Origin of the sequence: Meridianimaribacter sp. CL38, from assembly GCF_004328055.1 — a bacterium.
GTDB classification, from domain to species: domain Bacteria; phylum Bacteroidota; class Bacteroidia; order Flavobacteriales; family Flavobacteriaceae; genus Gaetbulibacter_B; species Gaetbulibacter_B jejuensis.
Genome location: NZ_QKWS01000001.1, coordinates 334,152 through 360,951, shown reverse-complemented (window position 1 = coordinate 360,951; position 26,800 = coordinate 334,152). Strand labels below are relative to the sequence as shown.

At 33.4% G+C, this 26,800-nt stretch carries 29 protein-coding genes and 1 tRNA gene; 15 read left to right on the top strand and 15 right to left on the bottom strand.

From position 1 onward, the window contains the following. Positions 1-9: 9 nt before the first annotated feature. Positions 10-1,116 (bottom strand): acyl-CoA desaturase, encoded by a 1,107-nt coding sequence (locus tag DMZ43_RS01770; protein WP_129759279.1) that lies wholly within the window; start codon positions 1,114-1,116, stop codon positions 10-12. Positions 1,117-1,259: 143 nt separating this feature from the next. On the opposite strand from DMZ43_RS01770, the gene rsmG reads away from it, so the two are divergent. Then, the gene (gene rsmG, locus DMZ43_RS01765; protein WP_131505960.1) at positions 1,260-1,889 is read left to right on the top strand and encodes a 16S rRNA (guanine(527)-N(7))-methyltransferase RsmG; all 630 of its coding nucleotides are present in this window, start codon (positions 1,260-1,262) and stop codon (positions 1,887-1,889) included. A gap of 53 nt (positions 1,890-1,942) precedes the next feature. Here the strand turns inward: rsmG and DMZ43_RS01760 are convergent, their stop codons facing one another. Continuing rightward, positions 1,943-3,736: a T9SS type A sorting domain-containing protein gene (locus tag DMZ43_RS01760; RefSeq protein WP_131505959.1), complete on the bottom strand. Its 1,794-nt coding sequence runs from the start codon at positions 3,734-3,736 to the stop codon at positions 1,943-1,945. A 143-nt stretch (positions 3,737-3,879) separates the two neighbouring features. After that, positions 3,880-5,505, bottom strand: a complete 1,626-nt coding sequence (pruA, locus tag DMZ43_RS01755) for an L-glutamate gamma-semialdehyde dehydrogenase (RefSeq protein WP_131505958.1) — start codon at positions 5,503-5,505, stop codon at positions 3,880-3,882. A gap of 174 nt (positions 5,506-5,679) precedes the next feature. Here pruA and DMZ43_RS01750 point away from each other — a divergent pair, with 174 nt between their 5' ends. Then, complete coding sequence (locus tag DMZ43_RS01750; RefSeq protein WP_131505957.1) at positions 5,680-6,678, top strand: DUF6695 family protein; 999 nt, start codon at positions 5,680-5,682, stop codon at positions 6,676-6,678. Here the strand turns inward: DMZ43_RS01750 and apaG are convergent. Further along, positions 6,675-7,061, bottom strand: coding sequence for a Co2+/Mg2+ efflux protein ApaG (apaG, locus tag DMZ43_RS01745; protein WP_129759274.1), 387 nt, complete (start codon positions 7,059-7,061; stop codon positions 6,675-6,677). The two genes, DMZ43_RS01750 and apaG, sit on opposite strands and share 4 nt — an antisense overlap. 111 nt (positions 7,062-7,172) lie before the next feature. Further along, positions 7,173-8,537 carry a pyridoxal-dependent decarboxylase gene (locus DMZ43_RS01740; protein WP_131505956.1) on the bottom strand — a complete coding sequence of 455 codons (1,365 nt, stop codon included), beginning with the start codon at positions 8,535-8,537 and terminating at the stop codon, positions 7,173-7,175. 68 nt (positions 8,538-8,605) lie between these two features. Here DMZ43_RS01740 and DMZ43_RS01735 point away from each other — a divergent pair, with 68 nt between their 5' ends. Beyond that, the gene (locus DMZ43_RS01735) at positions 8,606-9,154 is read left to right on the top strand and encodes a cysteine dioxygenase family protein (RefSeq protein WP_131505955.1); all 549 of its coding nucleotides are present in this window, start codon (positions 8,606-8,608) and stop codon (positions 9,152-9,154) included. On the opposite strand, the gene DMZ43_RS01730 is transcribed toward DMZ43_RS01735, so the two are convergent. Next, positions 9,151-10,401, bottom strand: coding sequence for a DUF5103 domain-containing protein (locus tag DMZ43_RS01730; protein WP_129759271.1), 1,251 nt, complete (start codon positions 10,399-10,401; stop codon positions 9,151-9,153). The two genes, DMZ43_RS01735 and DMZ43_RS01730, sit on opposite strands and share 4 nt — an antisense overlap. 169 nt (positions 10,402-10,570) lie before the next feature. On the opposite strand from DMZ43_RS01730, the gene DMZ43_RS01725 reads away from it, so the two are divergent. Genes DMZ43_RS01725 through nqrF form a run of 6 tightly spaced genes read left to right on the top strand, consistent with a single transcriptional unit; the run spans position 10,571 to position 16,620 of the window. Next, complete coding sequence (locus DMZ43_RS01725; RefSeq protein ID WP_129759270.1) at positions 10,571-11,926, top strand: Na(+)-translocating NADH-quinone reductase subunit A; 1,356 nt, start codon at positions 10,571-10,573, stop codon at positions 11,924-11,926. Then, positions 11,926-13,149 carry an NADH:ubiquinone reductase (Na(+)-transporting) subunit B gene (locus DMZ43_RS01720; RefSeq protein WP_131505954.1) on the top strand — a complete coding sequence of 408 codons (1,224 nt, stop codon included), beginning with the start codon at positions 11,926-11,928 and terminating at the stop codon, positions 13,147-13,149. The genes DMZ43_RS01725 and DMZ43_RS01720 overlap by 1 nt, the downstream gene beginning before the upstream one ends. A gap of 1 nt (position 13,150) precedes the next feature. After that, the gene (locus DMZ43_RS01715; protein ID WP_129759268.1) at positions 13,151-13,894 is read left to right on the top strand and encodes a Na(+)-translocating NADH-quinone reductase subunit C; all 744 of its coding nucleotides are present in this window, start codon (positions 13,151-13,153) and stop codon (positions 13,892-13,894) included. A 4-nt stretch (positions 13,895-13,898) separates the two neighbouring features. Next, entirely contained in the window at positions 13,899-14,543 is a 645-nt protein-coding gene (locus tag DMZ43_RS01710; RefSeq protein WP_129759267.1) for an NADH:ubiquinone reductase (Na(+)-transporting) subunit D, read from the top strand. Positions 14,544-14,594: 51 nt separating this feature from the next. Next, a complete protein-coding gene (nqrE, locus tag DMZ43_RS01705) occupies positions 14,595-15,311 on the top strand; it encodes an NADH:ubiquinone reductase (Na(+)-transporting) subunit E (protein WP_129759266.1) in 717 nt (238 codons plus the stop codon). A gap of 1 nt (position 15,312) precedes the next feature. Continuing rightward, positions 15,313-16,620: an NADH:ubiquinone reductase (Na(+)-transporting) subunit F gene (nqrF, locus tag DMZ43_RS01700; RefSeq protein ID WP_131505953.1), complete on the top strand. Its 1,308-nt coding sequence runs from the start codon at positions 15,313-15,315 to the stop codon at positions 16,618-16,620. A 48-nt stretch (positions 16,621-16,668) separates the two neighbouring features. Here the strand turns inward: nqrF and DMZ43_RS01695 are convergent, their stop codons facing one another. Next, positions 16,669-17,043 (bottom strand): cupin domain-containing protein, encoded by a 375-nt coding sequence (locus DMZ43_RS01695; RefSeq protein WP_131505952.1) that lies wholly within the window; start codon positions 17,041-17,043, stop codon positions 16,669-16,671. Positions 17,044-17,110: 67 nt separating this feature from the next. Here DMZ43_RS01695 and DMZ43_RS01690 point away from each other — a divergent pair, with 67 nt between their 5' ends. From DMZ43_RS01690 to DMZ43_RS01680, 3 genes are read left to right on the top strand one after another with little or no spacing between them, the layout of a single operon-like run. After that, on the top strand, positions 17,111-17,980 hold the full coding sequence (locus DMZ43_RS01690; RefSeq protein WP_131505951.1) for a DUF4846 domain-containing protein: 870 nt from the start codon (positions 17,111-17,113) through the stop codon (positions 17,978-17,980). 20 nt (positions 17,981-18,000) lie between these two features. Continuing rightward, the gene (locus DMZ43_RS01685; protein ID WP_131505950.1) at positions 18,001-18,378 is read left to right on the top strand and encodes a Na(+)-translocating NADH-quinone reductase subunit F; all 378 of its coding nucleotides are present in this window, start codon (positions 18,001-18,003) and stop codon (positions 18,376-18,378) included. Further along, positions 18,378-19,355, top strand: coding sequence for an FAD:protein FMN transferase (locus DMZ43_RS01680; RefSeq protein WP_131505949.1), 978 nt, complete (start codon positions 18,378-18,380; stop codon positions 19,353-19,355). The genes DMZ43_RS01685 and DMZ43_RS01680 overlap by 1 nt, the downstream gene beginning before the upstream one ends. Before the next feature lie 56 nt (positions 19,356-19,411). On the opposite strand, the gene DMZ43_RS01675 is transcribed toward DMZ43_RS01680, so the two are convergent. The 6 genes from DMZ43_RS01675 to gpmI are packed head-to-tail and all read right to left on the bottom strand — an operon-like array spanning position 19,412 to position 24,153. Beyond that, entirely contained in the window at positions 19,412-19,780 is a 369-nt protein-coding gene (locus DMZ43_RS01675) for a DUF423 domain-containing protein (protein WP_131505948.1), read from the bottom strand. A gap of 8 nt (positions 19,781-19,788) precedes the next feature. Continuing rightward, a complete protein-coding gene (locus DMZ43_RS01670) occupies positions 19,789-20,553 on the bottom strand; it encodes a class I SAM-dependent methyltransferase (protein WP_131505947.1) in 765 nt (254 codons plus the stop codon). A gap of 5 nt (positions 20,554-20,558) precedes the next feature. Beyond that, positions 20,559-21,341, bottom strand: coding sequence for a DUF3050 domain-containing protein (locus tag DMZ43_RS01665; RefSeq protein ID WP_131505946.1), 783 nt, complete (start codon positions 21,339-21,341; stop codon positions 20,559-20,561). 9 nt (positions 21,342-21,350) lie between these two features. After that, positions 21,351-22,169, bottom strand: a complete 819-nt coding sequence (map, locus tag DMZ43_RS01660) for a type I methionyl aminopeptidase (protein ID WP_131505945.1) — start codon at positions 22,167-22,169, stop codon at positions 21,351-21,353. Position 22,170: 1 nt separating this feature from the next. After that, the gene (locus DMZ43_RS01655; protein WP_131505944.1) at positions 22,171-22,584 is read right to left on the bottom strand and encodes a BT0820 family HAD-type phosphatase; all 414 of its coding nucleotides are present in this window, start codon (positions 22,582-22,584) and stop codon (positions 22,171-22,173) included. 51 nt (positions 22,585-22,635) lie between these two features. Continuing rightward, positions 22,636-24,153 (bottom strand): 2,3-bisphosphoglycerate-independent phosphoglycerate mutase, encoded by a 1,518-nt coding sequence (gene gpmI, locus DMZ43_RS01650; RefSeq protein WP_131505943.1) that lies wholly within the window; start codon positions 24,151-24,153, stop codon positions 22,636-22,638. A gap of 261 nt (positions 24,154-24,414) precedes the next feature. Between gpmI and DMZ43_RS01645 the strand changes: the two genes are divergently transcribed. Further along, on the top strand, positions 24,415-24,810 hold the full coding sequence (locus DMZ43_RS01645; RefSeq protein ID WP_131505942.1) for an ankyrin repeat domain-containing protein: 396 nt from the start codon (positions 24,415-24,417) through the stop codon (positions 24,808-24,810). A 51-nt stretch (positions 24,811-24,861) separates the two neighbouring features. On the opposite strand, the gene DMZ43_RS01640 is transcribed toward DMZ43_RS01645, so the two are convergent. Continuing rightward, positions 24,862-25,632 carry a M48 family metalloprotease gene (locus tag DMZ43_RS01640; RefSeq protein ID WP_129759252.1) on the bottom strand — a complete coding sequence of 257 codons (771 nt, stop codon included), beginning with the start codon at positions 25,630-25,632 and terminating at the stop codon, positions 24,862-24,864. 94 nt (positions 25,633-25,726) lie between these two features. Further along, on the bottom strand, positions 25,727-26,185 hold the full coding sequence (locus DMZ43_RS01635) for a GNAT family N-acetyltransferase (protein WP_131505941.1): 459 nt from the start codon (positions 26,183-26,185) through the stop codon (positions 25,727-25,729). Between the two features lie 57 nt (positions 26,186-26,242). On the opposite strand from DMZ43_RS01635, the gene DMZ43_RS01630 reads away from it, so the two are divergent. Together DMZ43_RS01630 and DMZ43_RS01625 are read left to right on the top strand one after the other, a co-directional pair. Further along, the gene (locus DMZ43_RS01630) at positions 26,243-26,668 is read left to right on the top strand and encodes a GNAT family N-acetyltransferase (protein WP_131505940.1); all 426 of its coding nucleotides are present in this window, start codon (positions 26,243-26,245) and stop codon (positions 26,666-26,668) included. Positions 26,669-26,717: 49 nt separating this feature from the next. Beyond that, positions 26,718-26,790: transfer RNA gene (locus DMZ43_RS01625), tRNA-Gly, on the top strand. The last annotated feature ends 10 nt before the right edge of the window (positions 26,791-26,800 follow it).

Sequence of the window (26,800 nt, the reverse complement as noted above, 5' to 3'; positions counted from 1 at the left end):
GTTTTTTAATTAAGCTTGCTGTAATGAAGGCTTCATTCCCATTTCTTTTAAAAATTTAAAATGAGCAATGATCGCTTTTCTTGTTGTCTTATATTCTTTGTATGGTAAATTGAATTCTTTTGCTGTTTCCTTTACAATCTTAGAGATTTTGGTGTAATGCACATGGCTAATGTGAGGAAAAATATGATGCTCAACTTGATGGTTTAATCCACCTGTAAACCAGTTTACAATTCTGTTTTTTGTTCCAAAATTAACTGTGGTTTTAAGTTGATGAATTGCCCAAGTATTTTTCATGGTTCCGTTTTCTTCAGGAAGAGGCATTTCAGCTTCATCCATAACATGAGCTAATTGAAATACTACACTTAAAATTAATCCTGCAACATAGTGCATTACAAAAAATCCGATAAGTATTTTCCACCAAGCAATATCCAAAATCAACATAGGTAATACAATCCATATGCTAACATAAATAATTTTTGAAATTACAAGTTTGCTCCAGTTTACTACAGGGTTTGGAAATTTACCATAAGACAGTTTACGTTTCATATAACGTTTCATCTGTTGCCAATCGGTAGTAATTGCCCAATTTATAGTAAGTAGTCCATATAGTAAAATAGAATAATAATGCTGAAATTTATGGTGCTTGTACCACTTTGCATGTTTAGAAAATCTTAAAATACGTCCAGCTTCTAAGTCTTCGTCATGCCCATGAATATTAGTATATGTGTGGTGTAATACGTTGTGTTGAACTTTCCAGTTATACACATTACCTGCTAAAATGTAAATACTACTTCCCATTAAGCGGTTTACCCACTCTTTGTTAGAGAATGAACCATGGTTACCGTCGTGCATTACGTTCATTCCAACTCCTGCCATACCAATTCCCATAACTACAGTTAATAATAATTGAGCCCAACCAGGAATGCTGCTTATTGTGAGAATTAAAAAATAAGGCAGTAAGAATAGAGTGAACATCACCACAGTTTTAACCCAAATTTTCCAGTTACCAGTACGTTTTATATCGTTCTCTTTAAAGTAGTCGTTTACGCGCTTGTTTAGGGTTCTAAAAAATTTTGCGGGATCTTTTCTTGAAAATGATAATGTTTGATTTGTCATGCTATTAGTTTTTTTTGAGTATGCAAAGTTTAGGGCCAACGCATATCAAGGAGCAAATATAAATAATAAAAGCTGCGACATAGTTATATAAATGCTAAAAATATCCACACAAAAATGTATACTTTTGTTGAAAATTGAATAAAATGCAGTTAATACTGAAATATTTTCCAGATCTATCTGAAGATCAGATTCAGCAATTCCAAAAACTAGAATCATTGTATCAAGATTGGAACCTTAAAATAAATGTAGTTTCAAGAAAAGATATTGATGAACTGTATTTAAGGCATGTGCTTCATTCTTTAGCTATTGCAAAGGTGATAGAGTTTAAAGCAGGATCAAAAGTTATGGATGTTGGAACAGGAGGTGGATTTCCTGGAATTCCTTTGGCAATTATGTTTCCTGAAACTCAATTTCATTTGGTAGACAGTATTGCTAAAAAGCTTAAAGTGGTTGATGAAGTTGTGGAAGGATTGGGATTAACTAATGTGAAAACCACTCATACTCGCGTTGAAGAAATTAATGATACCTATGATTTTATTGTAAGTAGAGCTGTAGCTGCTATGCCTACTTTTGTACATTGGGTAAAAGGTAAAATTGCTAAAACACAGAATCACAATTTGAAGAATGGAATCTTATATCTTAAAGGAGGTGATTTATCAGAAGAGTTAAAAGATTACCGAACGGCAACCTTGTATGATTTAACTGAATTTTATTCTGAACCTTTTTTTGAAACCAAAAAAGTGGTGCATTTGCCAATGAAGTTTAAAGGATAAAAAAAAGCCGAACGCAACGTTCGGCTTTTTTTTTATTTCTATAAGTTTTGAAGTTATTTAACTGCAATTTTTGTTTTGTAACTGATACCTTCTTTATTTTCAATATTTAAAACATACACTCCAGAGTCTAAATTTAAAGGAATAGTAGTTCTGCTATTTAACGTTGTGTTTGTGGTATTATAAACTAATTTTCCAGTAATATCAATTAAAGATATTGTAGCGTCATTAACGGTTGAATTGCTTAAAATTAATAACTCGTGATCAATTGGGTTTTTACCAATTTTTAGTGTAGCTACATTATCAAATTCAGAGTTTGATAATGTTTCAGGCATAATTTCATCTAATGCAAAAAGTACATTTGCTTCAGTTAATTGAACATGATTTTCATTATCTGTTGGCATGTACCAGTTAACAAAAGGTGTGCTGTTTGTAGTGTCTTCTGTACTGTCGTTGCTTAGATTGATGTTGTGATACCAGTTAATTTCGTTGTTGGTTGACTCTAAAGCCATCGCACTTACAGATGGTATAAAGTTGAATTTATCAATTTGTAAGGCAGCAATAAAATCGCCAACTAAACCTTCAGAGCCTAAACCATCAGTAAAGCCACCTAAGTCAAAAAGCCCACCAGAAGCAGCATCAACACCATCTGAAAAGCTAGGAGCTTGTGCATTCACTTCGATATCAAAAATTGTTATGGTTCCAAAGAAATTAGCTTCAACTAATATTTTACTAATTAATTGACTTCCATCAACTGTTGCTGGAGTTAAGTTAACGCCAATTTGTGCTGTCGTAGGAAGAGGTGCGTCAGGAACATTAAAAGTATCGTCAATTACCGTAAATCCTGGAGTAACATTAGTAACACCATCTTTTGCTTTGTAAGGAGATCCTATTCCGCTACCGTTTATAATAGATACATTTCTAGTGTTTTGAGGAAATCCTGTTGGAGTTAAGCTGTTTATATTGGCATCAAATATTATTTTAAAAGGATGTGGCTCAGGAAGAAGCTTTGTTGGGTCAAACTCTACGTCGCTACCTGATGCTAAATGCGGTTCTAAATGATCAACCAATAATTGTCTTGCGGCTGATGATTTTAATAGACCATTTACTACTGGTTGTAATTCAGCAACGTTTAAATCTTCTCCAAGACCAAAAGCTAAAAAGTTAAATTGGTGTTGAAATCCTAAAGGAACATTAGCTCCATGGTGTGGTGCGTCAAAAGAAATCCAAAGTCTTGTTTCGTGGTCAATAGTTTGGTTTTCCATGTAGTTTAATGCGTATCTTGAAATTAATCCTCCCATGCTTGGACCAATAATAACCAGTTCTTCTTCGCCTACTTTATTAGCGTTAAGTGTATTGATTAATTCCACTAGAAGCATAGCGTTACGTTCCATAAAATCAGCTCCACCATCAATTAATGTGCTTCCAGGGTAATCTAACTCATCAATAACCATATCAGCATTGGTATCGGTAGCATCATCAACATTTAGCAATGTATTATCAGATAATCTCAAATATTGTGGAAAGTTTAAAACTACAACATCAAAACCTTCAGCTCTAACAAGATCAGCAAGATTTTGAGCACCACTAGTTCCTGTGAAATCTAATAAGCTGTAAAGACCATTAATATCTCTTGTGTCTCCTGGATCAAATCCATCTACAAGAATAATGGGTTTATCAAGTATTCCGTCAACAAAATCAGGAAATATTTCATATTCACCTAATCCAGCAAAACTTGCAGTTCCTGAATAGGCTGATAAATCGGCAGTAATTGAAGATTCAAACTCTACAGTTTGAGCTTGAACAAAGAGAGGAAATACTAATAATAGCAAAAAGTAATTTTTCATCATGGATAATTAATTTGAATTAATGCCTTCAAGATACAAAGTTACATTTGGTTAAAGAGGTGTTATTTAATGTTTTAGGATGAAGTGCAAAAAAAATCCTCAAACGGTAAGGTTTGAGGATTTATAGTCTTGAAAAATAGTATTTCTTATCCTAAAAATGGATACCTGTAATCTGTAGGAGTTACAAAAGTTTCTTTTACCATTCTTGGTGATACCCAACGTAATAAGTTTTGAGCAGAACCAGCTTTGTCATTGGTTCCTGATGCTCTTGCGCCACCAAAAGGTTGTTGACCAACAACAGCTCCTGTAGGTTTGTCATTGATATAGAAGTTACCTGCACTATTTTGTAATGCTTTTGTAGCCTCATCAATAGCATATCTGTCTGTTGCTAAAATGGCACCTGTTAATGCGTATTCGCTAGTTTCGTCAACTAATTTTAAAGTTTCAGAATATTGGTTTTCATCATATACATAAATTGTAATTACAGGACCAAATAATTCTGTACACATGGTTGTGTATTTTGGGTTTGTAGTCACTATAACTGTTGGCTCAATAAAATATCCTTTAGACTTGTCATAGTTTCCACCTACAATAATTTCAGCGTCTGCATCAGCTTTTGCACCATCAATATACTTTGCTAATTTATCAAACGAGCCTTCGTGAATAACAGCTGTAATAAAGTTGCTCATATCTTCTGGAGAACCCATTTTAAATGATTTAACATCTTCTATTACAAAGTTTTTAACGTCTTCCCAAAGGTTTGAAGGAATATAAGCTCTAGATGCTGCACTACATTTTTGTCCTTGAAATTCAAAAGCACCACGAACAATAGCAGTTGCTACTTGTTTAGCATTTGCAGATTTGTGGGCAACGATGAAATCTTTTCCTCCAGTTTCACCTACAATTCTTGGATAGGTTTTGTAGTTGTGAATGTTGTTTCCTATTTGTTTCCAAAGGTCTTTAAAAACGTGTGTAGAACCTGTAAAGTGTAATCCAGAAAAATCAGGACTAGCCATTACTGTATCAGTAATCATAACAGGATCTCCAAACACAACGTTGATAACACCATCAGGAACACCAGCTTCTCTAAATACATCCATGATAACTTTTGCAGAGTAAATTTGGCTATCACTTGGTTTCCAAACAACAACATTTCCCATTAAAGCCATACAAGCTGGTAAGTTTCCAGCAATAGCAGTAAAGTTAAATGGTGTAACTGCGTAAGTGAATCCTTCTAACGGACGGTATTCAATACGGTTCCAAGCATCGCTTGTGCTTTCTGGTTGGTCCATATAAATGTCAGTCATAAACTGAACATTAAAACGTAAGAAATCTATCAGTTCACAAGCCGAATCAATTTCTGCTTGGTGAATTGTTTTAGATTGCGCTATCATTGTAGCAGCATTTATTTTGGCTCTGTAAGGACCTGCGATTAATTCGGCAGCTTTTAAAAAGATACCAGCACGATGTTCCCAAGGTAGTTGAGACCACGTTTTTCTTGCTTCAAGTGCAGTTGCTATAGCTTCTTCTACGTGAGATTTTTCAGCTAAATGATACGTTCCCACAATATGTTGATGATCATGAGGAGGCGACATGGTTCTGGTGTTACCTGTTTCAACATCTTTTCCGTTGATATATAAAGGTACATCTACTTTGCTACTGAACATTTCTTTGTATGCTTTTAAAACAGCTTCCCTTTCAGGAGATCCTGGAGCATACGATTTTACAGGTTCGTTTACAGCTATTGGTACGTTAAAGAATCCTTTTCCCATGATTTTATTTTAATGATTTATGGTATAAATTTTTGATGTGCAAAGTTACAATTTTTTAAGGACTTAAATGAAGATGCTTTTTTAAATCGAAGTTAAAGTATTGGTTATTTTTTTGTAAGTTGTTTGCTTTATTTTTGACAAATGTGTTCATGTTTCAACAGAAATCCCTAATGAATGATTAATAGCGGAATAATTTTAACGCTTGCTTATCCTGAAACCATTGTATCTCATGCAGAAGAGTGGTATTCGCCTCTTTTAAAATATATAGGAATAGGAAGTAAAACACATGTGCGTGCTGGTCATGCAGCCTTGGTACTTATTGACAAAGCTACTGGAGTATTGGAGTATCATGATTTTGGTAGATATATTACTTCTGAACCTAATGGTAGGGTTAGAGGGATGGATACCGATCACGAACTAAGATTTCCTTTAGAGGCTATAATAGAAAATGGTACAATAGTTAACCTAGATGAGATTCTTCAATTTTTAGGAACACATCCTAAGCTAACTCATGGTGATGGAACATTGTATGCTTCGGTTTGTGATGAAGTGAATTATGATTTGGCGCGAACACATATTACTAAAATGCAAAACAAACATTTTATACGTTATGCTGCTTTTATTAAAGAGGCTTGTAATTGTGCGCGTTTTGTGACCGATGCACTAATTGCGAGTGTCACTAATAAGTCAATTAAAAAGAAATTGATAAAATCTAAATGGTTTACACCAAGCACAATAGGTAATGTTGTACTTGCTAAAACTGTTGGAGATGTGTTTTTGGTTTCAGAAACTGGAGCGATTTCAAAGTTTAATTCTACAGTAGGTAAAGAAAATAGACGTTTGTTTTTAGATAGGCTGAAAGGTTATAATCCTAGTGTAATAGGAACTATAGAACCTAAACACAATGCTGAAAAAGAAGATCATGCGCAATGGTTAAGTGGTATTGCAGCTGGAGCTTGGTTTGAATTACATGATTTCACTAACGAGATGGAATATCGTTTTAGAAGAATTTCGCCTTACGGAACTATTGATGTTGATGGTATTTATATTATTAACCAAAAAGGATTTGATTCTACCTTAGAATATGAATTTATACATTACTCAAACTGTAAGTTTTTTCATGTTGAGCAAAACCAAGTTGTTTATAAATTTGATTTTCTTAAAAAGTACTAATTAAGAGCAAAAGGAGCGCTTAGCTTAAAAGAAGGAATAATAACTTTAAACTTATTGGTGTTGGTAAAGTTTACCATGTTGTAGTAGCCTTGCATTGCGCCAAAAGGAGAGGTTAGTAAACATCCAGAATTGTATGTGTGCGATTCTCCTGGTTTTAAAACAGGTTTCTTGCCAATAACACCTTCACCTTCTATAATTTCGGTATTGTTTAATGCGTCCATTATTTTCCAGTATCTGGAATTAAGCTGAACTGAATCTTTACTTTGGTTTTCAATAGTTACTTTGTACCCAAAAGCAAAATGCACTTTATAATTTTTATAAAAAGTGCCCTCAAAGGTTGTCTCTACTGAAATTTTTATTCCGCTTGTAACTTGTTGTACCATGTGGGGATTAGAACAATGATAGTTGTTAAATATAATAATATTTTCTTTTAGTCGCTATTATTTCACAACAAATAGACTAATTTTTAACAACTTAACACTATTTTTTCTTTGTTATGCTAAATTTTCAGTTTTAACGAACGTTTCTAAGGATTTGAAAAAGTTTGAGATATCGTTTTTATCAATAGAACTGTTTATGGTAACGAGCCTAATAAAGTCAGTGTCGTTAAAAGAACCATAGCCTACCATTAATTCTGCACTTTCATAAAGTTTGGTACAAAGTGTTTTGGCATCAATAGTTTTGTAATTGAAACAAACTGATATGGAGTCTTCAAAACTATAAAGTGTATAGTCAGGATGCGCTTTTATATAATCTCTAGCATAATCGGCTATTTCAAATTGCTTATCAACTATTTTTTCTAAACCAGTAGTGCCAACCGATTTCCATAGTGTCCAAAATTTTAAAGCATCATTTCTCCTTCCGCATTGCAATGATGTTTTTCCTAAATTGAAATCATCACCATCAGTTTGGTATAAATATTCTGCATCGTTAGAAAATGACTGATTTAAATATTTTTTATCCTGAACAACAATTATCGAACAGCTTAGAGGTGTCCCTAGCATTTTATGAGCATTGATGCTAAACGAATCTGTTTTTTCAATACCACTCACTAAGTGTTTGTACTTTTTACTAAAAATAACCGATCCTCCATAAGCACCATCAAGGTGTAACCATAAATTATATGTGTTACAAATAGGGCTTATTTCCTCAACGTTATCAAAAGCACCTAAAACCGTTGTGCCTGCTGTAGCATTGACAAAAAAGGGTTGGTTGTTGTTTGCTAAATCTTCTTTGATTTTAAGTTCAAGGTCGCTAGCAAGCATTTGTCCTTCAGCATTAACCTTAACTTGTCTTACTTGGTCTCTTCCAATTCCCATTAATGCAGCATTTTTATTAATGGAGTAATGTGAAACTTCTGAAGTATAAACAATCATTTTGTTGTTTACGCCAGCAGTTCTTACAGTGCTGTTATGTTTGTCTCTAGCCATTACCATAGCCATAAAATTACTCATAGAGCCACCAGGAGCAAAAGTGCCATCGCTGTACTTGTCATATCCAATTATATCGCAAATGTTATGTAATATGGTTTTTTCAATACCAACTTGCGGTCCTGCAACTTTATAAGTGTACATACTGTTGTTAAGCATAACAGCTAACAAATCACCTAATGTAGCTTTACTCATTCGGCCGCCAAAAAGCTGATTGAAAAACGATGTTGAAGCAGTTTTAGGAGTACTTTTTATAATTTCTAGTAATGTTTTTTTTAAGTCTTCGTCTAAACTTGGGTGTTCATTGAGCGAAAGGTCTAAAGTTTTATAGAGCTTATCAGTGTCTATAGGTTTTGCTACAGGTTGTTGTTTTTCTTCTTTAAGAAGGATTTCTGCTAACTCATTAAACAATTTTAAATCTTTATTCATAAATTGGGCTAATTGGCTTTAAGGACTTCAAGAAACATTAAAAATATTAAAATTTAAATTTATAGCTATTGAAACCTATATTTACTTTAAATGAATTAATAAATGCTTTGTCTCAATCTTCAAAGGATAATTACAAAACCATTTTTAAAAATTTAGTTTTAGATAAAAATGTGTTAGATGAATATCTAAACTGGTCAACTAAAAAGTATGTTAGAAATGGTATTTATAAAAGCGACAATTTTGAATTGATTTTATTGTGTTGGGAAGCTGGTCAAGAAACACCAATACATTGTCATAGTGGTGAAGAGTGCTGGATGTATTTAATAGAAGGCGAAATAGAAGAAGTGCAGTACCAGAAGCATGAAAATGACGACGTTGAACCTAAAGGAATTCGAAGAATAGCTAATCAACAACAAGCTTATATTAATGATGCAATTGGTTTGCATAAGTTAAAAAACAATTCAAAAGGAAGAACAATTAGCTTGCATCTTTATGCAAAACCTATAGAATCTTGCAGTTATTTTGATGAACAGTCAAAGACCTTTATCAAAAAAAATCTAAGCTACGATACTTACAAAGGAGAAATCCTTTCTAGCAAAAGAGTGTCTTCTATTTAATTGGAAATATTCACTGAAGTACCTTCTCCTAAACCAATCAACCTATCAAAACGCGCACCCAAATCTCTATAATACACTAGTACTTTGTAGTTGTTTTCGGTTTGGTAAAAGTTTCCACTTATTGCACCTTCATCTAGAGTTCCTTTGTCGTCAACTACAACATATTTATAGTTGTAGAATCCTTGTTTAAGCTTAAATGAGGTTTGGTAAACTTCAGCTTCAGGATTGTAAACCATTTTATTCATGTTGTCTAACGCGTAGTTGTTGAAATTACCATAAACGTATATGGATTTTCCGTCTAAAAGCTCAGGGTAAAGCAATGAAAAATGCATCATAGTGTAATCGGCTTCAATGGTAACATTGTCAGTATTTACAGCTGTTATAAGAAAATTACCGTTAATATCAGGATTATAAGTGTATGGTCTGCTAGCTCTCTCTTCATTTGTAAACAGGTAGTTGTGGTAAATCTCCTTGAGGTCAATAAACTGTACGCCAACGTTGGCAACCCTAACATCTTTGTTTTCAAAAAACAAATATTCATTTCCAGCCCAAAAGCTAGATTCTGTATTGTATCTATACATGAGTTCATTTCCTAAAACATATTGTGGTTTTAGGTTTGAGATAGCTGTATTTAAATTATTATTTTGAATGACTAGCGTTTTTATGGTTTCCATTGGGTTGTTGAAATTGACATTATTGGTCGCAATTACAAAATCAACCGATTGTTTTTCGTTAATGAATTTTACATCTCTTGAGCGTTTTATAGTAACACCAACGTTTACAATATCTTCATAAACCATAAATTTTCGTGAAAACATCAACTCATCATAATCATCATATATAAAAATCATGTAGTTACCACTTTTTAAAATACCACGAGTTTGCGCGTTTGGTATTTGAAGCTTGTAGTGCGAATAAATTTGATACGTGTTAAAAGAGTTTTCATAATCGCGAATACGCTGGTTGTCAAAACCACTTAGGTATTCAGACTTTACCAGTTGAGAAGGCGTCCAATCAAAATTATAGTGCACTATTTCGTAGTAAAAATCGGCCTCATCACCATTTAAAGCATCAAACTCTAGTATTAAAGGCTCGCCTAAACGGAGTATAGGCAGTTGACTTTCAGAGGTGTTTCCTTTAAAAGTTATAGTGCTAATATACTCAGGAGGATTGGTTTCTTCAATTTGCCCAAAAGTTAAAAGAGGTAGGCAAATTAAAAATATTAAAAGCTGTATGGTCTTTGTCATCAAAATTATACGGTTGTCTCTGTAAAGATACACAAATTTTATGCCTAATTAATTTTTGTTATTTAGAATTGATATAAATAAATAACTTGAGGTGTTTTCAAATTATTTTTAGCTATTAATTCGTAAATTTGCAGCGATTTTTTAGACAATTAATTTCAATATCAAACATATGTCAAACGACATTAAGATTAAAAAAGGTCTGAACATAAACCTTAAAGGTGACGCTGAGAAAACGACAGAAAATGCCATTATCAGCAATTACTGCACTATCAGGCCAGAAGATTTCCATAGCATAATTCCTAAACTTGTAGCAAAAGAAGGCACTAAAGTTAAAGCAGGTGAAACTGTATTTTACAACAAAGATGCCGAAGACATGAAGTTTGTGTCTCCTGTTTCTGGTGAAGTTGTTGAGGTTGCTCGTGGAGAGAGAAGACGAATTATGGCAATTAAAATTCAAGCAGACAAAGAGCAAACGTATGTTGACTTTGGTAAGTTTAATTTAGATGCTGCCGATGCTGATAAAGTGAAAGCACACTTGTTAGCTTCTGGTTGTTGGCCATTTATTAAACAACGTCCTTACGATGTTATTGCAAACCCAAACAAGTCGCCTAAAGCGATATTTGTATCAGGTTACGCATCAGCTCCTTTAGCAGCAGACTACGATTATGTACTTCAAGGTAAAGAAGCTGAAATGCAAGCAGCAATAACAGCTTTAGGGAAATTAACTGAAGGACAAGTACACGTGTCGGTTGGTAAAAATTCCAATTCACCACTTGCAGGATTATCAGGTATTACACTACATAAAGTGTCAGGACCACATCCTTCAGGAAACGTTGGTACTCAAATCAATAAAATTGACCCAATAAACAAAGGTGAAGTAGTTTGGACGATTAATCCACAAGATTTAGTTGTTATTGGTGAATTGTTATTAACTGGTAAATTCAATGCAGAGCGTATTGTTGCTTTGGTTGGATCATCGGTTAAAAAACCAAGATATTTTAAAACAAAAATAGGAAGCGAAATAGCAACTATGGTTTATGACAATGGTGTTGATAAAGATGGTAATGACCGTATTATATCAGGAAACGTATTGTCAGGAAAACAAATTAAACCAGATGGTGCTCTAGACTATTACAGTAATACAGTAACGGTTATTCCTGAAGGTGATGACTACGAGTTTTTTGGATGGAATAAACCTGTATTCAATAAGATTTCTACTTCAAGAGCGATGACGTTTTCTTGGTTAAACCCTAAGAAAAAGTACGATTTAAATACCAACACAAATGGTGAACATCGTGCGTTTGTAGTAACAGGAAGTTACGAAGAGGTTTTTCCTTTAGATATATATCCAATGCAAATTCTTAAAGCATGTATGTATCAAGATTTAGACGAAATGGAAGCTTTAGGAATGTATGAAGTTGCACCTGAAGATTTTGCCTTAACAGAGTTTATTTGTGTGTCTAAACAACCACACCAAAAAATAATTAGACAAGGTTTAGACTTAATGCTTAAAGAGATAGGATAATGAGCTTAAAAAGTAATTTACATAACTTAAAAGAAAAGTATAAAGGCACCAAAATGGCGCCTGCGTTTAACGCATTACATACGTTTTTATACTTACCTAACGAGACTACTCATGGTGGTACTCATATAAAAGTAGCTGACGATTTAAAGCGTACCATGAACACGGTTATCATGTCATTGATTCCATGTTTAATTTTTGGTATGTTCAATGCTGGTTACCAACATTATTTAGCTTTAGGAGAAATTAGTCAAGCTACAGGTTTTTTTGACTCTGTATTTTGGAGTTGGGATAACTTAGTAATAGGACTTTGGAAAGTATTACCACTGGTAATTGTGTCTTACGGAGTTGGTCTAGCAATTGAGTTTGTTTTTGCAGTAATTAAAGGTCACGAAGTAGAAGAAGGTTACTTAGTTACAGGTATGCTTGTGCCACTAATTGTACCAGTAGATACACCATTATGGATGTTAGCAGTTGCTGTAGCTTTTGGTGTTGTAATTGGTAAAGAAGTGTTTGGAGGAACAGGAATGAATATTCTTAACCCTGCATTAACTATTCGTGCCTTTTTATTCTTTGCATATCCTACTTGGATGTCTGGAGATAAAGTATGGGTTCATGGCGCTGTAGCAAGAGATAAAGCTATTGCTGCAGGTGAGAATCTTGATGCTATTTCGGGTGAAACTATTTTAGGAAGTTTAGCACAAGGAAAAGAAATAACCTATTCTGTTTGGGATATGTTTACAGGATTAATTCCTGGTTCAGTAGGTGAAACTTCAGCAGTATTAATTCTTTTAGGAGGTTTATTCTTAATCTTTACTAAAATAGGAAGCTGGAGAATTATGTTGTCATCTGTACTTGGTGCATTGGCAATGGGATTAATTTTCAATGGTGTTGTAGATGCAGGATGGATAGGAGAAGGAAGCAAGTTTTATGGATTAATGAGTACTGAGTTTTGGCATCACTTACTAATTGGTGGGTTTGCGTTTGGTACTGTGTTTATGGCAACCGATCCTGTAACGGCTTCACAAACCAACAAAGGAAAATGGATTTACGGATTCTTAATCGGATTCATTTCAATATTAATTAGAGTATTCAACCCAGCATATCCAGAAGGTGTAATGCTTGCAATTCTATTAATGAATGTGTTTGCACCAACAATTGATCACTACGTGGTTCAAGGAAATGTGAAAAGAAGAATGAAACGTTTAAAAGCAAAAACAGCTTAAAATGAGTAATAAAACAGATAGCAACGTATATACAGTATTGTTTGCCATAGGAATGGTAGTAGTAGTAGGTGCTTTGTTAGCTTTTACAGCAGCATCACTTAAACCTACAATTACAAAAAATGTTGAGTTGGAAATGCAGCAAAACATCCTATATGCAATGGGTGTAAATGAAAATGACGAGAGTAGTGCAAACTTTGTATCTACTGATGTAGCACCAGAATTATTTAACAAATACATCACAAAACAATATGTTATTTTAAATGGTGATGTAACCGAAAATGATGAAGCTTACTTAATTGATATCAAAAAAGAAAAAGCTAAAGGAGATGCTTCTAAAAGAAGATTGCCATTATTTGTAGGAGAAAAAGACGGTAAAACGTACTACATCGCTCCAATAAGAGGTAAAGGGCTTTGGGATGCTGTTTGGGCATATATAGCTATGGACGAAAACATGGTGATACAAGGTGCTTATTTTGACCATAAAGGAGAAACTCCAGGTTTAGGTGCAAACATTAAAGAACGTTATTTTATGGACGACTTTATTGGTGAGCATTTATTGGATAGCCAAGGAAACTTTAAAGGTGTTGCAGTGTCAAAAAGTAATGCTGACCCAACTAACCAAGATAAGACAGATAATGAAGTAGACGCTATTGCTGGAGCAACAATAACTGGTGATGGTGTAGCAGCAATGATTAAAGGAGACTTGTCGTTGTATGTACCTTATTTTAAAAACTTAAACAAATAATCTTATGGGATTACTTTCAAAAAAAGACGCAAAATTAATAACAGATCCGTTAGCAGATAACAACCCAATTACTATTCAAGTATTAGGTATTTGTTCTGCTCTGGCTATTACAGCACAATTAAAGGCATCTATAGTAATGTCATTGTCTGTATTATTTGTAATGGGAGTAGGTAACGTGGTTATTTCATTAATCCGTAATATTATTCCATCAAAGATTAGAATTATTGTTCAGCTTACAGTTGTAGCAGCATTGGTAATTATTGTTGACCAAGTGTTGAAAGCATATGCGTATTCTTTAAGTAAAGAGCTTTCAGTATTTATTGGATTAATCATTACCAACTGTATCATTATGGGACGTTTTGAGGCTTTCGCTTTAGGTAATGGACCATGGAAATCATTTTTAGATGGTATTGGTAACGCTTTAGGATATGCTGTAATTCTTGTTATTGTAGGTTTCTTTAGAGAACTGTTAGGTTCTGGTACTTTATTAGGATTTAAAGTATTAGGAGACCCAATTGAAAAAACAGGATTATACGCTATTGGTTACGAAAACAACGGTTTTATGCTATTATCACCAATGGCATTGATAGTTGTAGGTATCATTATTTGGGTACAACGTAGTAGAAACAAAGATTTAATAGAAGACTAAAATTGACTTGTCATTCTGAACTTGATTCAGAATTTCATCAAAATATAGAATATGGAACATTTAGAATTATTTTTCAAATCAATTTTTATAGATAACATGGTATTTGCCACGTTCTTAGGAATGTGTTCTTACCTTGCAGTATCTAAAAAGGTAAGTACTGCAGTTGGTCTTGGAGCAGCTGTAATATTCGTATTAGCAGTAACTGTACCTGTAAACTGGTTATTGGACCAATACATTTTACAACCAGGAGCATTAACGTGGTTAGGAGCAGAGTATGCTGATTACGATTTAAGCTTCCTGTCATTTATCATGTTCATCGCTACAATTGCAACAATGGTACAATTAGTAGAAATTGTGGTAGAGAAGTTTTCTCCATCATTATATAACTCTCTTGGTATTTTCTTACCACTTATTGCTGTAAACTGTGCAATTCTTGGAGGATCGTTATTTATGCAGTCAAGAGAAATTGAAAGTATTGGATTAGCGTTTAATTATGGAATTTCTTCAGGAATTGGTTGGTTTTTAGCAATTCTTGCTATTGCAGCTATTCGTGAAAAAATACGTTATTCAAATGTTCCTGCTCCTTTAAGAGGATTAGGAATTACATTCATTATTACTGGTTTAATGGCAATTGGGTTTATGAGTTTTGGAGGAATGTTAACTGGTGGAGATGATGAAGCAACAAAAGAGCCTGAAACTGCACAAGTTGAACAGGTAAAAGAAAAAGAACAAAAATTAGCTGAAAACACGACTACAATAAACGAGTAATATGATATTAGCAGCAGGTACATTAGGAACAATTTTAGCAACCGTAGCGGCCTTTTTAATAGTAACACTACTATTGGTAGGTTTGTTATTATTCGTAAAACAAAAATTATCACCATCAGGTCCAGTGACCATTAAAATTAATGGTGAAAAAGAAATAGAGGTTGCCTCAGGAGGAAGCTTACTTACAACTTTAGGAAGCCAAAAAATATTTTTACCATCAGCTTGTGGTGGAGGTGGTACATGTATTCAATGTGAGTGTCATGTATTATCAGGTGGAGGTGAAGCACTTCCAACTGAAACGCCTCACTTTACGCGTAAAGAGTTACAGCATGGAGCACGTTTATCTTGTCAGGTAAAGGTGAAACAAGACATGGAAATTACAATTCCAGAAGAAGTATTTGGTATCAAGAAATGGGAAGCAGAAGTTGTACGTAACTATAACGTAGCATCTTTTATTAAAGAGTTTGTAGTTCGTATTCCAGAAGATATGAACTATAAAGCAGGTGGATATATTCAAATTGAAATTCCACCATGTGAAGTAAAATATGCTGATATTGATATTACTGCACATCCTGAAGAGCACGAAACACCAGATAAGTTTCAAGCAGAATGGGATAAGTTTGGTCTTTGGCCATTAGTAATGAAAAATGACGAAACAGTTGAAAGAGCTTATTCTATGGCTTCTTACCCAGCTGAAGGACGAGATATTATGCTTAACGTTCGTATTGCTACTCCACCATGGGATCGTAACAAAAACGGTTGGATGGATGTAAACCCTGGAGTTGCTTCGTCTTATATCTTTAATCAAAAACCAGGAGATAAAGTAACTATTTCAGGACCTTATGGAGAGTTCTTCATCAATGAGTCAGAATCTGAAATGTTATATGTTGGTGGTGGAGCAGGTATGGCACCAATGCGTTCACACTTATATCACTTATTTAAAACCTTAAAGACTGGACGTAAAGTTACGTATTGGTATGGTGGACGTTCTAAACGTGAGTTGTTCTACTTAGAGCACTTTAGAGCTTTAGAAAGAGATTTCCCTAACTTTAAGTTTTACTTAGCTTTATCTGAACCATTAGAAGAAGATAACTGGAAAGTAAAAGAAAATATTGATGCACCAGGAGACGGATTTGTAGGATTCATTCACAATTGTGTTATTGATAACTACTTAAGTCATCACGATGCACCAGAAGATATAGAGTTATATTTCTGTGGACCTCCATTAATGAACAAAGCAGTTCAAAAAATGGGAGAGGATTTTGGTATCCCAGATGAGCACATTAGATTTGATGACTTTGGAGGTTAATAAACCTTCTGAATTAAATAAAAAAACCAGCATCAAGTGCTGGTTTTTTTATTTGTATTCCATTATTAAAAAAACAGCTGTACTGTCACCAATATTTAAAACTTCGTGAGTAGTTATGCTGTCTTTTTTAAAGCTATATCCTGAGGGTACATTCACTTCGCGAGTACCTTTGTAATCGGTAATTCTAAATTTACTGCCTTTTAAGGTATAACCAAAATGAGGATTATGATAATGTTTTTCATGTCCAACTCCTGGAGCAAAAGTACATTTTAATACTCTTAGCTTTGGGTTGTTTTCAATAACTTCACAAACAGCTTTTCCTTTCCAACCAGCTTCCAAAGGATCAGGTAGGTTTTGTTGTTTTTCTTTACAAGAAAGAATCAATGCTTGAGACAGTAATAAAATTTGAGTTAATCGTTTCATCCGTTAAGAAAGATACACAATTTAAAGTTTTGCATACCAAAATAAAGACAAACAGCGTTATTTCAATATGAAAAAAATACTACTTGTCATTTTAGCTTTAGTGGTTGTTGGTGCTTTTGCGTATCAGTTTAAGCCAGTGAAAAAATCAGTAGAGATTATTTCATCAGCTATTAAAACTCCAGATTTAGTCAATAAGGATAGTTTAACAATTCAATCTAGAGTTAATATACCTGTAGGTTTTAAGCGTGTTGAGTATGCCAAAGGGAGTTTTCAAGAGTATTTAAGAAATTATGAATTGAAGCCTTTTGGGAGTAAGATTATTAATTATGACGACTCTCAATATTTTTGGCAAAGTGGACATGTTGGAGTGCTAGAAATACCTGTTCCAAAAAACGGATTGCAACAATGTGCTGATGCTTTAATTAGAGTAAGAAGTGAGTATCTTTGGGACAATAACCGAAAAGATGAAATTGGGTTTAATTTTACTTCTGGACATTATTGCTCATGGTTAAAATACGCTGAAGGCTATAGACCAAAAATAGATGGTAACAAAGTAAGTTTTCATAAAACAGCAACTAAAGACCATTCTAAAACAAATTTTTATAAGTACTTAAATCTTATTTATACCTATTCAGGAACTTTATCGCTTTACAATGAACTTCCTAAGATTAATGACGTAAGTAAGCTTCAAATTGGAGATATGCTCATTAAAGGTGGTACACCAGGACATATAGCTATTATATGTGATGAAATAGTAAACGAAACAGGAGACAAGTTGTTTTTGCTTTTTCAAGGAAATACACCAGCGCAAAGCGTTCATTTGGTAAAAAACTTAGAAGATAGTACTATTTCACCTTGGTATAAACTGGAAAAAGACGCAGTGATTCCTGTCTCTAACTATACATTTTACGATTCAAAATTTGTGAGGTTTAAATAGCAAGTTCGTATCTTTGTGTTATGAGTAAACCACTTACCAAACAAGAACTTCATAATTTAGCAATGAACCATGTTGGCAAAGATTTAGAGCAACGTGGCTTTGAGTTTGTTGCTATAAATAGCAAATTAAAAAAGCATCCACAGTTTGTGTGTATTGATAAAAACAGTCAATACTATTTTGTGATTGTAAGAGCTGTAATGTTGCCAGAAAACCCAAATAACTATGACATTGTTTGGATGGAAACTTTTAAAAAACACGCAGCAGATAAGGATGCCAAAGTACTTTATGCTGGTGTTGGTTTAGGAAATCCAAATGGTGAAGATTTACCAATATATTTTAACGAAGAATATCTTATAGAGTATAATGGTATTCAGGTGATTGAAACACATCTTAACTAATGAAACAAGTTTTAATTTTTTTACTGATTGCATCAGTTTTTTTTACATGTGAAAAAGGACCTTCAAACACTAAATTATCAGGTGATGTATTTGGTACTAGTTACTCAGTTATTTATGATAAAGACGTTGACTATACCAAGTCATTTGATAGTCTTTTTGCGGTAATTAATACCTCATTATCTACCTATATTCCAGATTCTGATATTTCTAAAATAAACCGAAACGAGAGCAATTCTATTGACGACCATTTTATAACCGTTTTTAATGCATCTAAAGTTATTTATAACAACACTCAAGGCGCTTTTGATCCAACCATAGGTGTTGTTGTAAACGCATGGGATTTTGGTCCGCAAGGAAAAATAGTTGCACTAGATAGCTTAAAAATTGATAGCCTTATGCAATATGTTGGTTTTGATAAAGTGAATAGAGTTGATAATAAGATTTTGAAACTGAAAGGTGCATTTATAGATTTTAATGCTATAGCAAAAGGTTATGGAGTAGATGTTATTGCTAATTTTTTAGAACAGAAAAAAGTTGATAATTATCTAGTTGAAATAGGAGGTGAGATAAGAAGTAAGGGTATAAATGCTGAAAAGGATAGTAATTGGAAAGTTGGCTTAGATCAACCTAGATTTGATGGTGAACAGTCTATATTAAAAGCAATAAGTATTAAAGATGAAGCTATGGCAACTTCTGGTACCTATAGAAAATTTAAAGTTGATGAAAATGGTAACAGATATGCTCATATTATTGATACAAAAACAGGTTATCCATCTAAAACCAATGTGTTAAGTGTGTCAGTTATTGCAAAAGATTGTATGACAGCTGATGCTTATGCAACAGCTTTTCAAGCTATGGGAATTGAGGGTGTAAAAGACTTTCTTCAATCACATCCTGAATTTAAAGCATTTTTAATTTTTGAAAATGATAAAAATGAGTTTGAAACTTTAAATCTAAATGGTTTTCCCGAGGAGTAAATAGTTTGCTTTTTGTTATTTCAACTGAAAGGAGAAATCACATCATACTATTTAATTTATAGCGCCTGAATACAAATCAACAACCAACCAATTACAAAAAGTAAACCTCCAATAGGCGTAATTGGTCCTAAAAAGCGTAATTTCTTTCCTTTGGCATCACTTAAAATTAAGCCATAGATACTAAAGGAAAAAAGGACAATTCCAATAGTAAAACACCAATACATAGCTGATGTAGAGAACTCTTGATTAAAACCAAGTATTAACAAAACAATAGCATGATACATTTGGTATTTTACACCTGTTTCAAAACTTTTAAGTTGATCTTCAGATAGTATTTTCTTTAATGCATGAGCGCCAAATGCACCAAAAATTATGGCTAACATTCCAAATAAAGCACCTGTAATAATAAAAACTTGTTGTGTCATATTAAGAGTTATTTATAAACAACCGGAATAATTTCACCTTTTGCTAAACAGTATTTATGTATGTCTGCATCAGATAACGATGCGGTGTAATCTACTTCTTCAACCTTGAAACCAATACGTCTTAATTTGTCAAAATAATCACGACCATAAATACGCACATGATCATATTGACCAAAAATTTTAGCACGTTCTTTTTTATCAGTTATACTATCGTCTTCAAACGTAGTTTCACGGTTTAAATCTTGCGGAATTTGAAAAACACCAAAACCACCAGGCTTCATAACGCGATACAATTCCTGCATGGCTTTAGTATCATCAGGAATATGCTCTAAAACATGATTGCAAAAAATAACATCATAGCTGTTATCAGCAAATGGAAGGTTACAAATATCAGCTTTTATATCAGCAATAGGTGATAGTAAATCTGTAGTTGTATAATCTATATTTTTTAGTGCTTTAAAACGTTTTAAAAAACACTGTTCTGGAGCAAAGTGGAGCACTTTGTTTTTTGCTAAAAAGAAATCAGTTTCATTCTTTAAATACAACCACAACAACCTGTGACGCTCTAAACTTAAGGTCGAAGGCGACAAAACATTGTTGCGTTGTGTTCCATAACCATAAGGTAAAAAGGTTTTAAAGCTTTTACCATCAATAGGATCAGTGTGGTTTTCTCCTTTTAAAAATGTTGCTATAACAGGACGTACTAAATAACTAAACCTAATTAATAACGGTCTAGGTATGAGGTTTAGTAGTATTTTAAAAAGGTTTTTCAAACAGTTTAAGCTAATATGGTTTTGTTAGAAAGTATATTTTCATAAATGCCATCCCAAAGTGCAATACGTTGTTTTAATGCATCTTTAGCCACTTGTAAAACATCTTGCCATTTTTGGTCGTCATTACCACAAAGTTCTTCTATCATTTTTAATGATAAAGGTCCGTGCTCGTCTCCATCAAGCTCTATATGTCTGTTAAGATAATAGGTTAACTTGCTGTAAGAATGATCACTGGTTTGTGACTGATTGATAATTTGAAAAAACATGTCAGGAATCACATCTTCACGACCAAATGTAAATGCCGATGCTATTTTGTGAGGTTCATTTGTGCTGATAATTTCAAACGTATAGTTGATAAAATTTTCGGTAGCAGTATCTAAATTACAGTTTTTAATAGCATTTTCAAGAGAATCACCATTATTTAAAAACTGTACTAATTGATGCATTTGAGATGTGCTAGCACCTATTTGATTCATGGCGTCTAGATACATTTCGTAATGACTTTTAGGAGCTCCTAGTTCGTTAACATCACTTTCTTCTCCTAAAACAATTTCATTGATAAAACGTGCAGTTGCAGGGTTTTTTGCAGGTAACCAAGGTAACGATGTTGTTGTTAAATGGTTTTGTAGCGCTTTTAAAAGTGACATAAAATCCCAAACAGCAAATACGTGCTGTTCCATGAAAATTTTAATATCATCAGGTGTTGAAAGTGCTTTATATAGGTCGTGATTATTTAAGGAATCTCTTAATGATTTAAGTTCCTTTTCAATAAACTCAATGGTGTTCATAATGAGAAATTAAAGAATTAAAGCTTGTTGTCTAAACTCATTTTCTTCGTCAGACGTAATGCCTAATGCTTCATAAACATAAGCAAAGGTTGATAGTATTTCTGGTTTGCCATCAACTAGAGCTACGTCGTGTTCAAAATGTACACTAGGCTTTCCGTCAAGCGTTACAATTGTCCAACCATCTTTAAGTTGTTTTACGCGATGTGTGCCACCATTAATCATTGGTTCAATGGCTACAACCATACCTTCTATAAACTTTTTTCCTCTACCACGTCTACCGTAATTTGGCATTTCAGGGTCTTCGTGCATTTTACGTCCAAGTCCATGTCCTACTAATTCACGCACTACACCATAACCTTGAGCTTCGCAATGGTTTTGAATGGCATAACCTACATCGCCTACACGGTTTCCAGATTTGAATTCTCTAATACCAACGTAAAGCGATTCTTTAGTAACTTCTATAAGTTTTTTAGTTTCAGGGTCAACTTCGCCAACTTCAAAAGTGTAAGCATGGTCACCATAAAACTCGTTCATTAATGCGCCACAATCTATAGAAACTATATCGCCATCTTCTAGTGGTCTGTCTGTAGGTAAACCATGAACAACAGCTTCGTTTACACTACAAAGTAATGTAGAAGGGCAGTCGTAAAGACCTTTAAAGCCAGGTAATGCACCTTGAGCTCTTATAAAATCTTCTGCAAGTTTATCTAATTGATTTGTGGTAACGCCAACTTTTACTTCTTTAGCAAGCATACCAAGTGTTTTTGATACCACCAAAGCACTTTGGCGCATCAATTCTATTTCTTCTTTTGTTTTTACTATAATCATCTTATTTTCTTAAAAATGAAAACAAACCTTTTTTCTTTTGGTTTGATTTCATGTTTGGAGTTTCGTTGGTTATCAATTGGTATACTTCTCCCCAACCTAAAACACCTCCAATGTTTCTGTCGTCAATAAAAATGTCAGCATATATTTTTCGACTCTTTGAATAGTCAAATTTTTCTTCAGGAAAACTCTTGTTTACAGCGTAAAACTGTATGCCTTTATCCTCACAAAATTTTACTGCTTCGTCTAATTTTGATCCACTTCTATAGGTCCATAATATTAATCGATGACCATCATCTTGAAGTCGTTTTAAGGTTTCAAACGCAAAAATTCTAGGTTTTCCTATTTTAGGATAACCGTCTTCAACGATTGTACCATCAAAATCTACAGCTATAATTAACTTATCCTGAAAATTCATCTTTCATTTTTTAACGTTGCAAAAATACATAAAATAATGGCATTGACTTAATTATACCAATGGATGTTGTGTCATGGCTTTTGGCTGCTCAACACCCATTAATTTTAATATTGTTGGAGCAATATCTCCTAAAATACCATCTTTAATTTTTGTTTTATCGTTGTCAATTAAAATTACTGGAACAGGGTTTGTAGTATGTGACGTGTTTGGTGAACCATCAGGATTTATCATGGTTTCACAATTACCATGGTCTGCAATTAATAATGTAGTATAATTGTTTTTTAATGCAGATGTAATCACATCTTCCACGCATTTATCTACAGCTTCACAGGCTTGTATTGCAGCTTCCATAACTCCAGTATGTCCTACCATATCACCATTTGCAAAATTGAGACATACAAAGTCTACTTCGCCTTTATCAAGTTCTGGTATTAAAGCATCTCTTAGTTCGTAGGCACTCATTTCGGGTTTTAAATCGTAAGTCGCTACTTTAGGAGAGTTGCGAAGTATTCTAGTTTCACCTTCAAAAGGAGTTTCTCTTCCGCCTGAAAAGAAGAATGTTACATGAGGATACTTTTCGGTTTCAGCCATTCTAATTTGAGTTTTATGGTTCTTTTCAAGAATTTCTCCTAAGGTTTCAGTAAGGTTGTCTTTGTCAAAAACAACATTAATTCCTTTAAATGAATCGTCATAATTGGTCATTGTTACATAATGTAAATCCAATTTATGCATGTTTTGTTCATGAAAATCCTTTTGAGATAAGGCTTCAGTAAGTTGACGTCCTCTATCTGTTCTAAAATTGAAGAAGACAACCACATCACCTTCTTTAATTTTTGCTACTGGCTCATTATTAGTATCAAGATTAATAATTGGTTTTATAAATTCGTCAGTAACATTATTGTCATAGCTGTTATCGATAGACTTTAAAATATTTGTTGATGTTTCACCAACACCATTCACTAAAGCATCATAAGCTAGTTTAACGCGTTCCCAGCGTTTGTCTCTATCCATAGCATAGTAACGACCAGTAACTGTTGCAAGTTGGGTGTTTGTGTTTTTTATATGTGACAGTAACGATGTGATAAATCCGTAACCAGATTTTGGATCAACGTCTCTACCATCAGTAAATGCATGGACATAAGATTGCTGAACACCAAATTCTTGGGCTGCATCAATTAACCCAAACAAGTGATTAATGTGTGAGTGAACACCACCATCGCTTACCAAGCCTAAAAAATGAACAGGCTTGTTATTGCTTTTAGCATAATTAAAGGCATTAACCAAAGCAGCTTCTTGACCTAATGTTTTATTTTTAACAGCAAGGTTTATTTTAACCAAGTCTTGGTAAACAATTCGTCCTGCGCCAAGATTCATGTGTCCAACTTCGCTATTTCCCATTTGGCCTTCTGGTAAACCTACGTGTAAACCGTCAGTTCTAAGGCTAGCATGAGAGTAATTGTGGTATAGTGAATCTATATAAGGCGTTTTTGCATTGTCAATTGCTGAAACTTTAGGGTCAGGAGATGTTCCCCAACCATCAAGAATCATAAGAATAACTTTTTTGTTCATAGTGGAATGGCTTTAAGTTTCAAAGATAAAAGTTTAAAGTAGTAACCTTAAATTTTAAGTACCAAAAAAATGAATTTAAAGATTTATTATATGATTAACGACTTATTGTTAACCATTTTTTTCAATTTAATAAAGCCTTAACATATTTGTTTGTAAAGCGTTAAATAAATGTTATTTATAATTTTTATGTGTAACAGAACGAGAAATATGTCGTCTCTTTAGTATAATCAAAAAACAATCAATTAATTTAAATCTTTCATCATGAAAAAAACAGTAATTATTTTAGCAATTGCATTAGGCTTTTCGTTTAGCACTTTTGCAACAACTACGACATCTAACAATTTTAAAATTGTAAAAGCAGAAAACTCAGTTAGCCCATTTTGTGCATCAATTGCTAAAGGAGATTTTGAAACCGTAAAAAAACTTATTGAATTAGGTGCTGATGTAAATCAAAAATCTAATGGAATGACACCGCTTATGTATGCGGCAAAATTTAATAGAGTTGAAATTTTAAAGCTTTTAGTTGAAAATGGAGCAGATTTAAAAAAGAAATCTGATAAAGGATATACTGCTGAAAAGTATGCTGAATTATCTAATGCTCAAGACGCAATAAAAGCTATCAATCATTTCGAATCTCAAAAGAAAAGAAAAGCTTAACTTATGTATTAATAAGTTGGTTGGTTAGTTAGTTGTAAAAAGACTCCTTGTTTAGGGAGTCTTTTTATATTTAGTGATAGCTTCTCTAATTTTTTCTATTCTATTGTCTGGGTCAGGATGTGTACTTTGAAACTCAGGGACTCTGTTAGGTCCTGCAGCAGCTTTTAATATTTCCATTACACCTATCATTTCTTCAGGATTGTATCCTGCTTTAATCATGAATTTTACGCCTAAATCATCACTTTCTAGTTCGTCTCCACGACCGTTGGTTAGTAAAGTTTGTTGACCAATTCCACTTACTAATCCACCCATATCAGCGCCAACCGAAGCTCCAGTTGTAACAGTGCTCCAAAATTCTGATTCTGCAATACGCTCTGCTGAATGTCTACCTAAAACATGACCAATTTCATGACCCAATACACCAGCCAACTGGTCTTCATTTTCTAATTTAGAAAATAAAGCATAGGTGATAAAAATTTGGCCTCCTGGTAATGCAAATGCATTTATAGTATTTGGGTCTGCCAATAAATGAAATTCATACTGGTAAGGTGTTTGGTTGGCAATACTATTACTTACCAATTTATTTCCAACATTATCAACTAAGGCTTGATAACTTTCATTAGGGTGTAAACCTCCATGTTGCTGTGCCATTTGTGGAGCACTCTGTAAACCAATTGCGATTTCTTGGTCAGAAGTCATATTTATAGTTTGAACCCTTCCTGTAAATGGATTGGTTTCTTTACTACTACATCTTTTAATAAATGCAAAAGCAACTATAGCTATGCCTATTAAAAGTCTTATTTTAAATTTGTTGCTTCTCATGTTAGTTAGGTATTAGTTGTAATAAATTTACAAAAAAAATAGCTTAATAATTCTAGGTGATTTTTAATGTGTTTTAAAAATAAGCGCATGAAATTTATTGAATATCTTTTTGCATTGTAAAGTGTAACCCTATTTTTTCAATATTAAAAGGTTTGCCAATAATTGAAAATCCATTTTTTTCATAAAATGGAACAGCAATTTCTCTTGCGTTACACCAAATAGTAGTAATGCCTTTTTCTTTAAGTAGGTTTTCTCCATAATGTATTAAAGCATTGCCATATTTTAAACCTTGAAATTCTTTCAATACAGCCATTCCTCTTAATTGATATTGTTTTTTAGTTTCAAGTAAAGGTGTGTTGTTTTTCATATAGGTCACTACGCCTACAAGCTTGTTTTGAGAATATAACCCTACGTGGTAAGTGGTTTCTAAATCGTCATTTTCAAAAATACAATCTTCAATAGGTCGTCCTTCTCTTAAAACAGGGTGTCTTACACTATAAGTGTCTTTAGATGCGATAAGCTTTATGGAGTAATTAGTTGTGTTTTTAGACATAAATTATTGGTAAAGTGTAGCGGCAAATTAATTATCTTCACGAAATATTTCAAGAAGATGACTCCAGTATTTAAAATTATTAAAAAATCTGAAATAAACACGATTATTCCTTTAGTTAAAAAGTTGAATAATAACACCGTTTCAGATGCTGTTTTAAAAGAACGATTTGCTGAAATGATAACGCAAAACTATGAGTGTGCTGTAATTTATGAAGGTGAAAAGCTAATAGGAATGTCGGGAATGTGGTTTTGTACACGACATTATGCTGGTAGAAGTGTGGAAATTGACCATGTTTATATTGATGATGACTATAGAGGCAAAGGTTTAGGAAAACAATTTTTAAGTTGGATATACAAATATGCCGAAAGTAAAGGTTGTAAAGCTGTGGAACTCAATACTTATGTTCAAAATTATCCTTCGCATAAGTTTTACTACAACGAAGGGTTTGAAATACTAGGATATCATTTTTTTAAAAAGCTTTAATTTTTTTCTTTATTAAGAAAAAGAGTTTACATATATTTGCATCCGCATTGCGGGAGTAGCTCAGTTGGTAGAGCGTCAGCCTTCCAAGCTGAATGTCGCCGGTTCGAACCCGGTCTCCCGCTCAAAAGACTT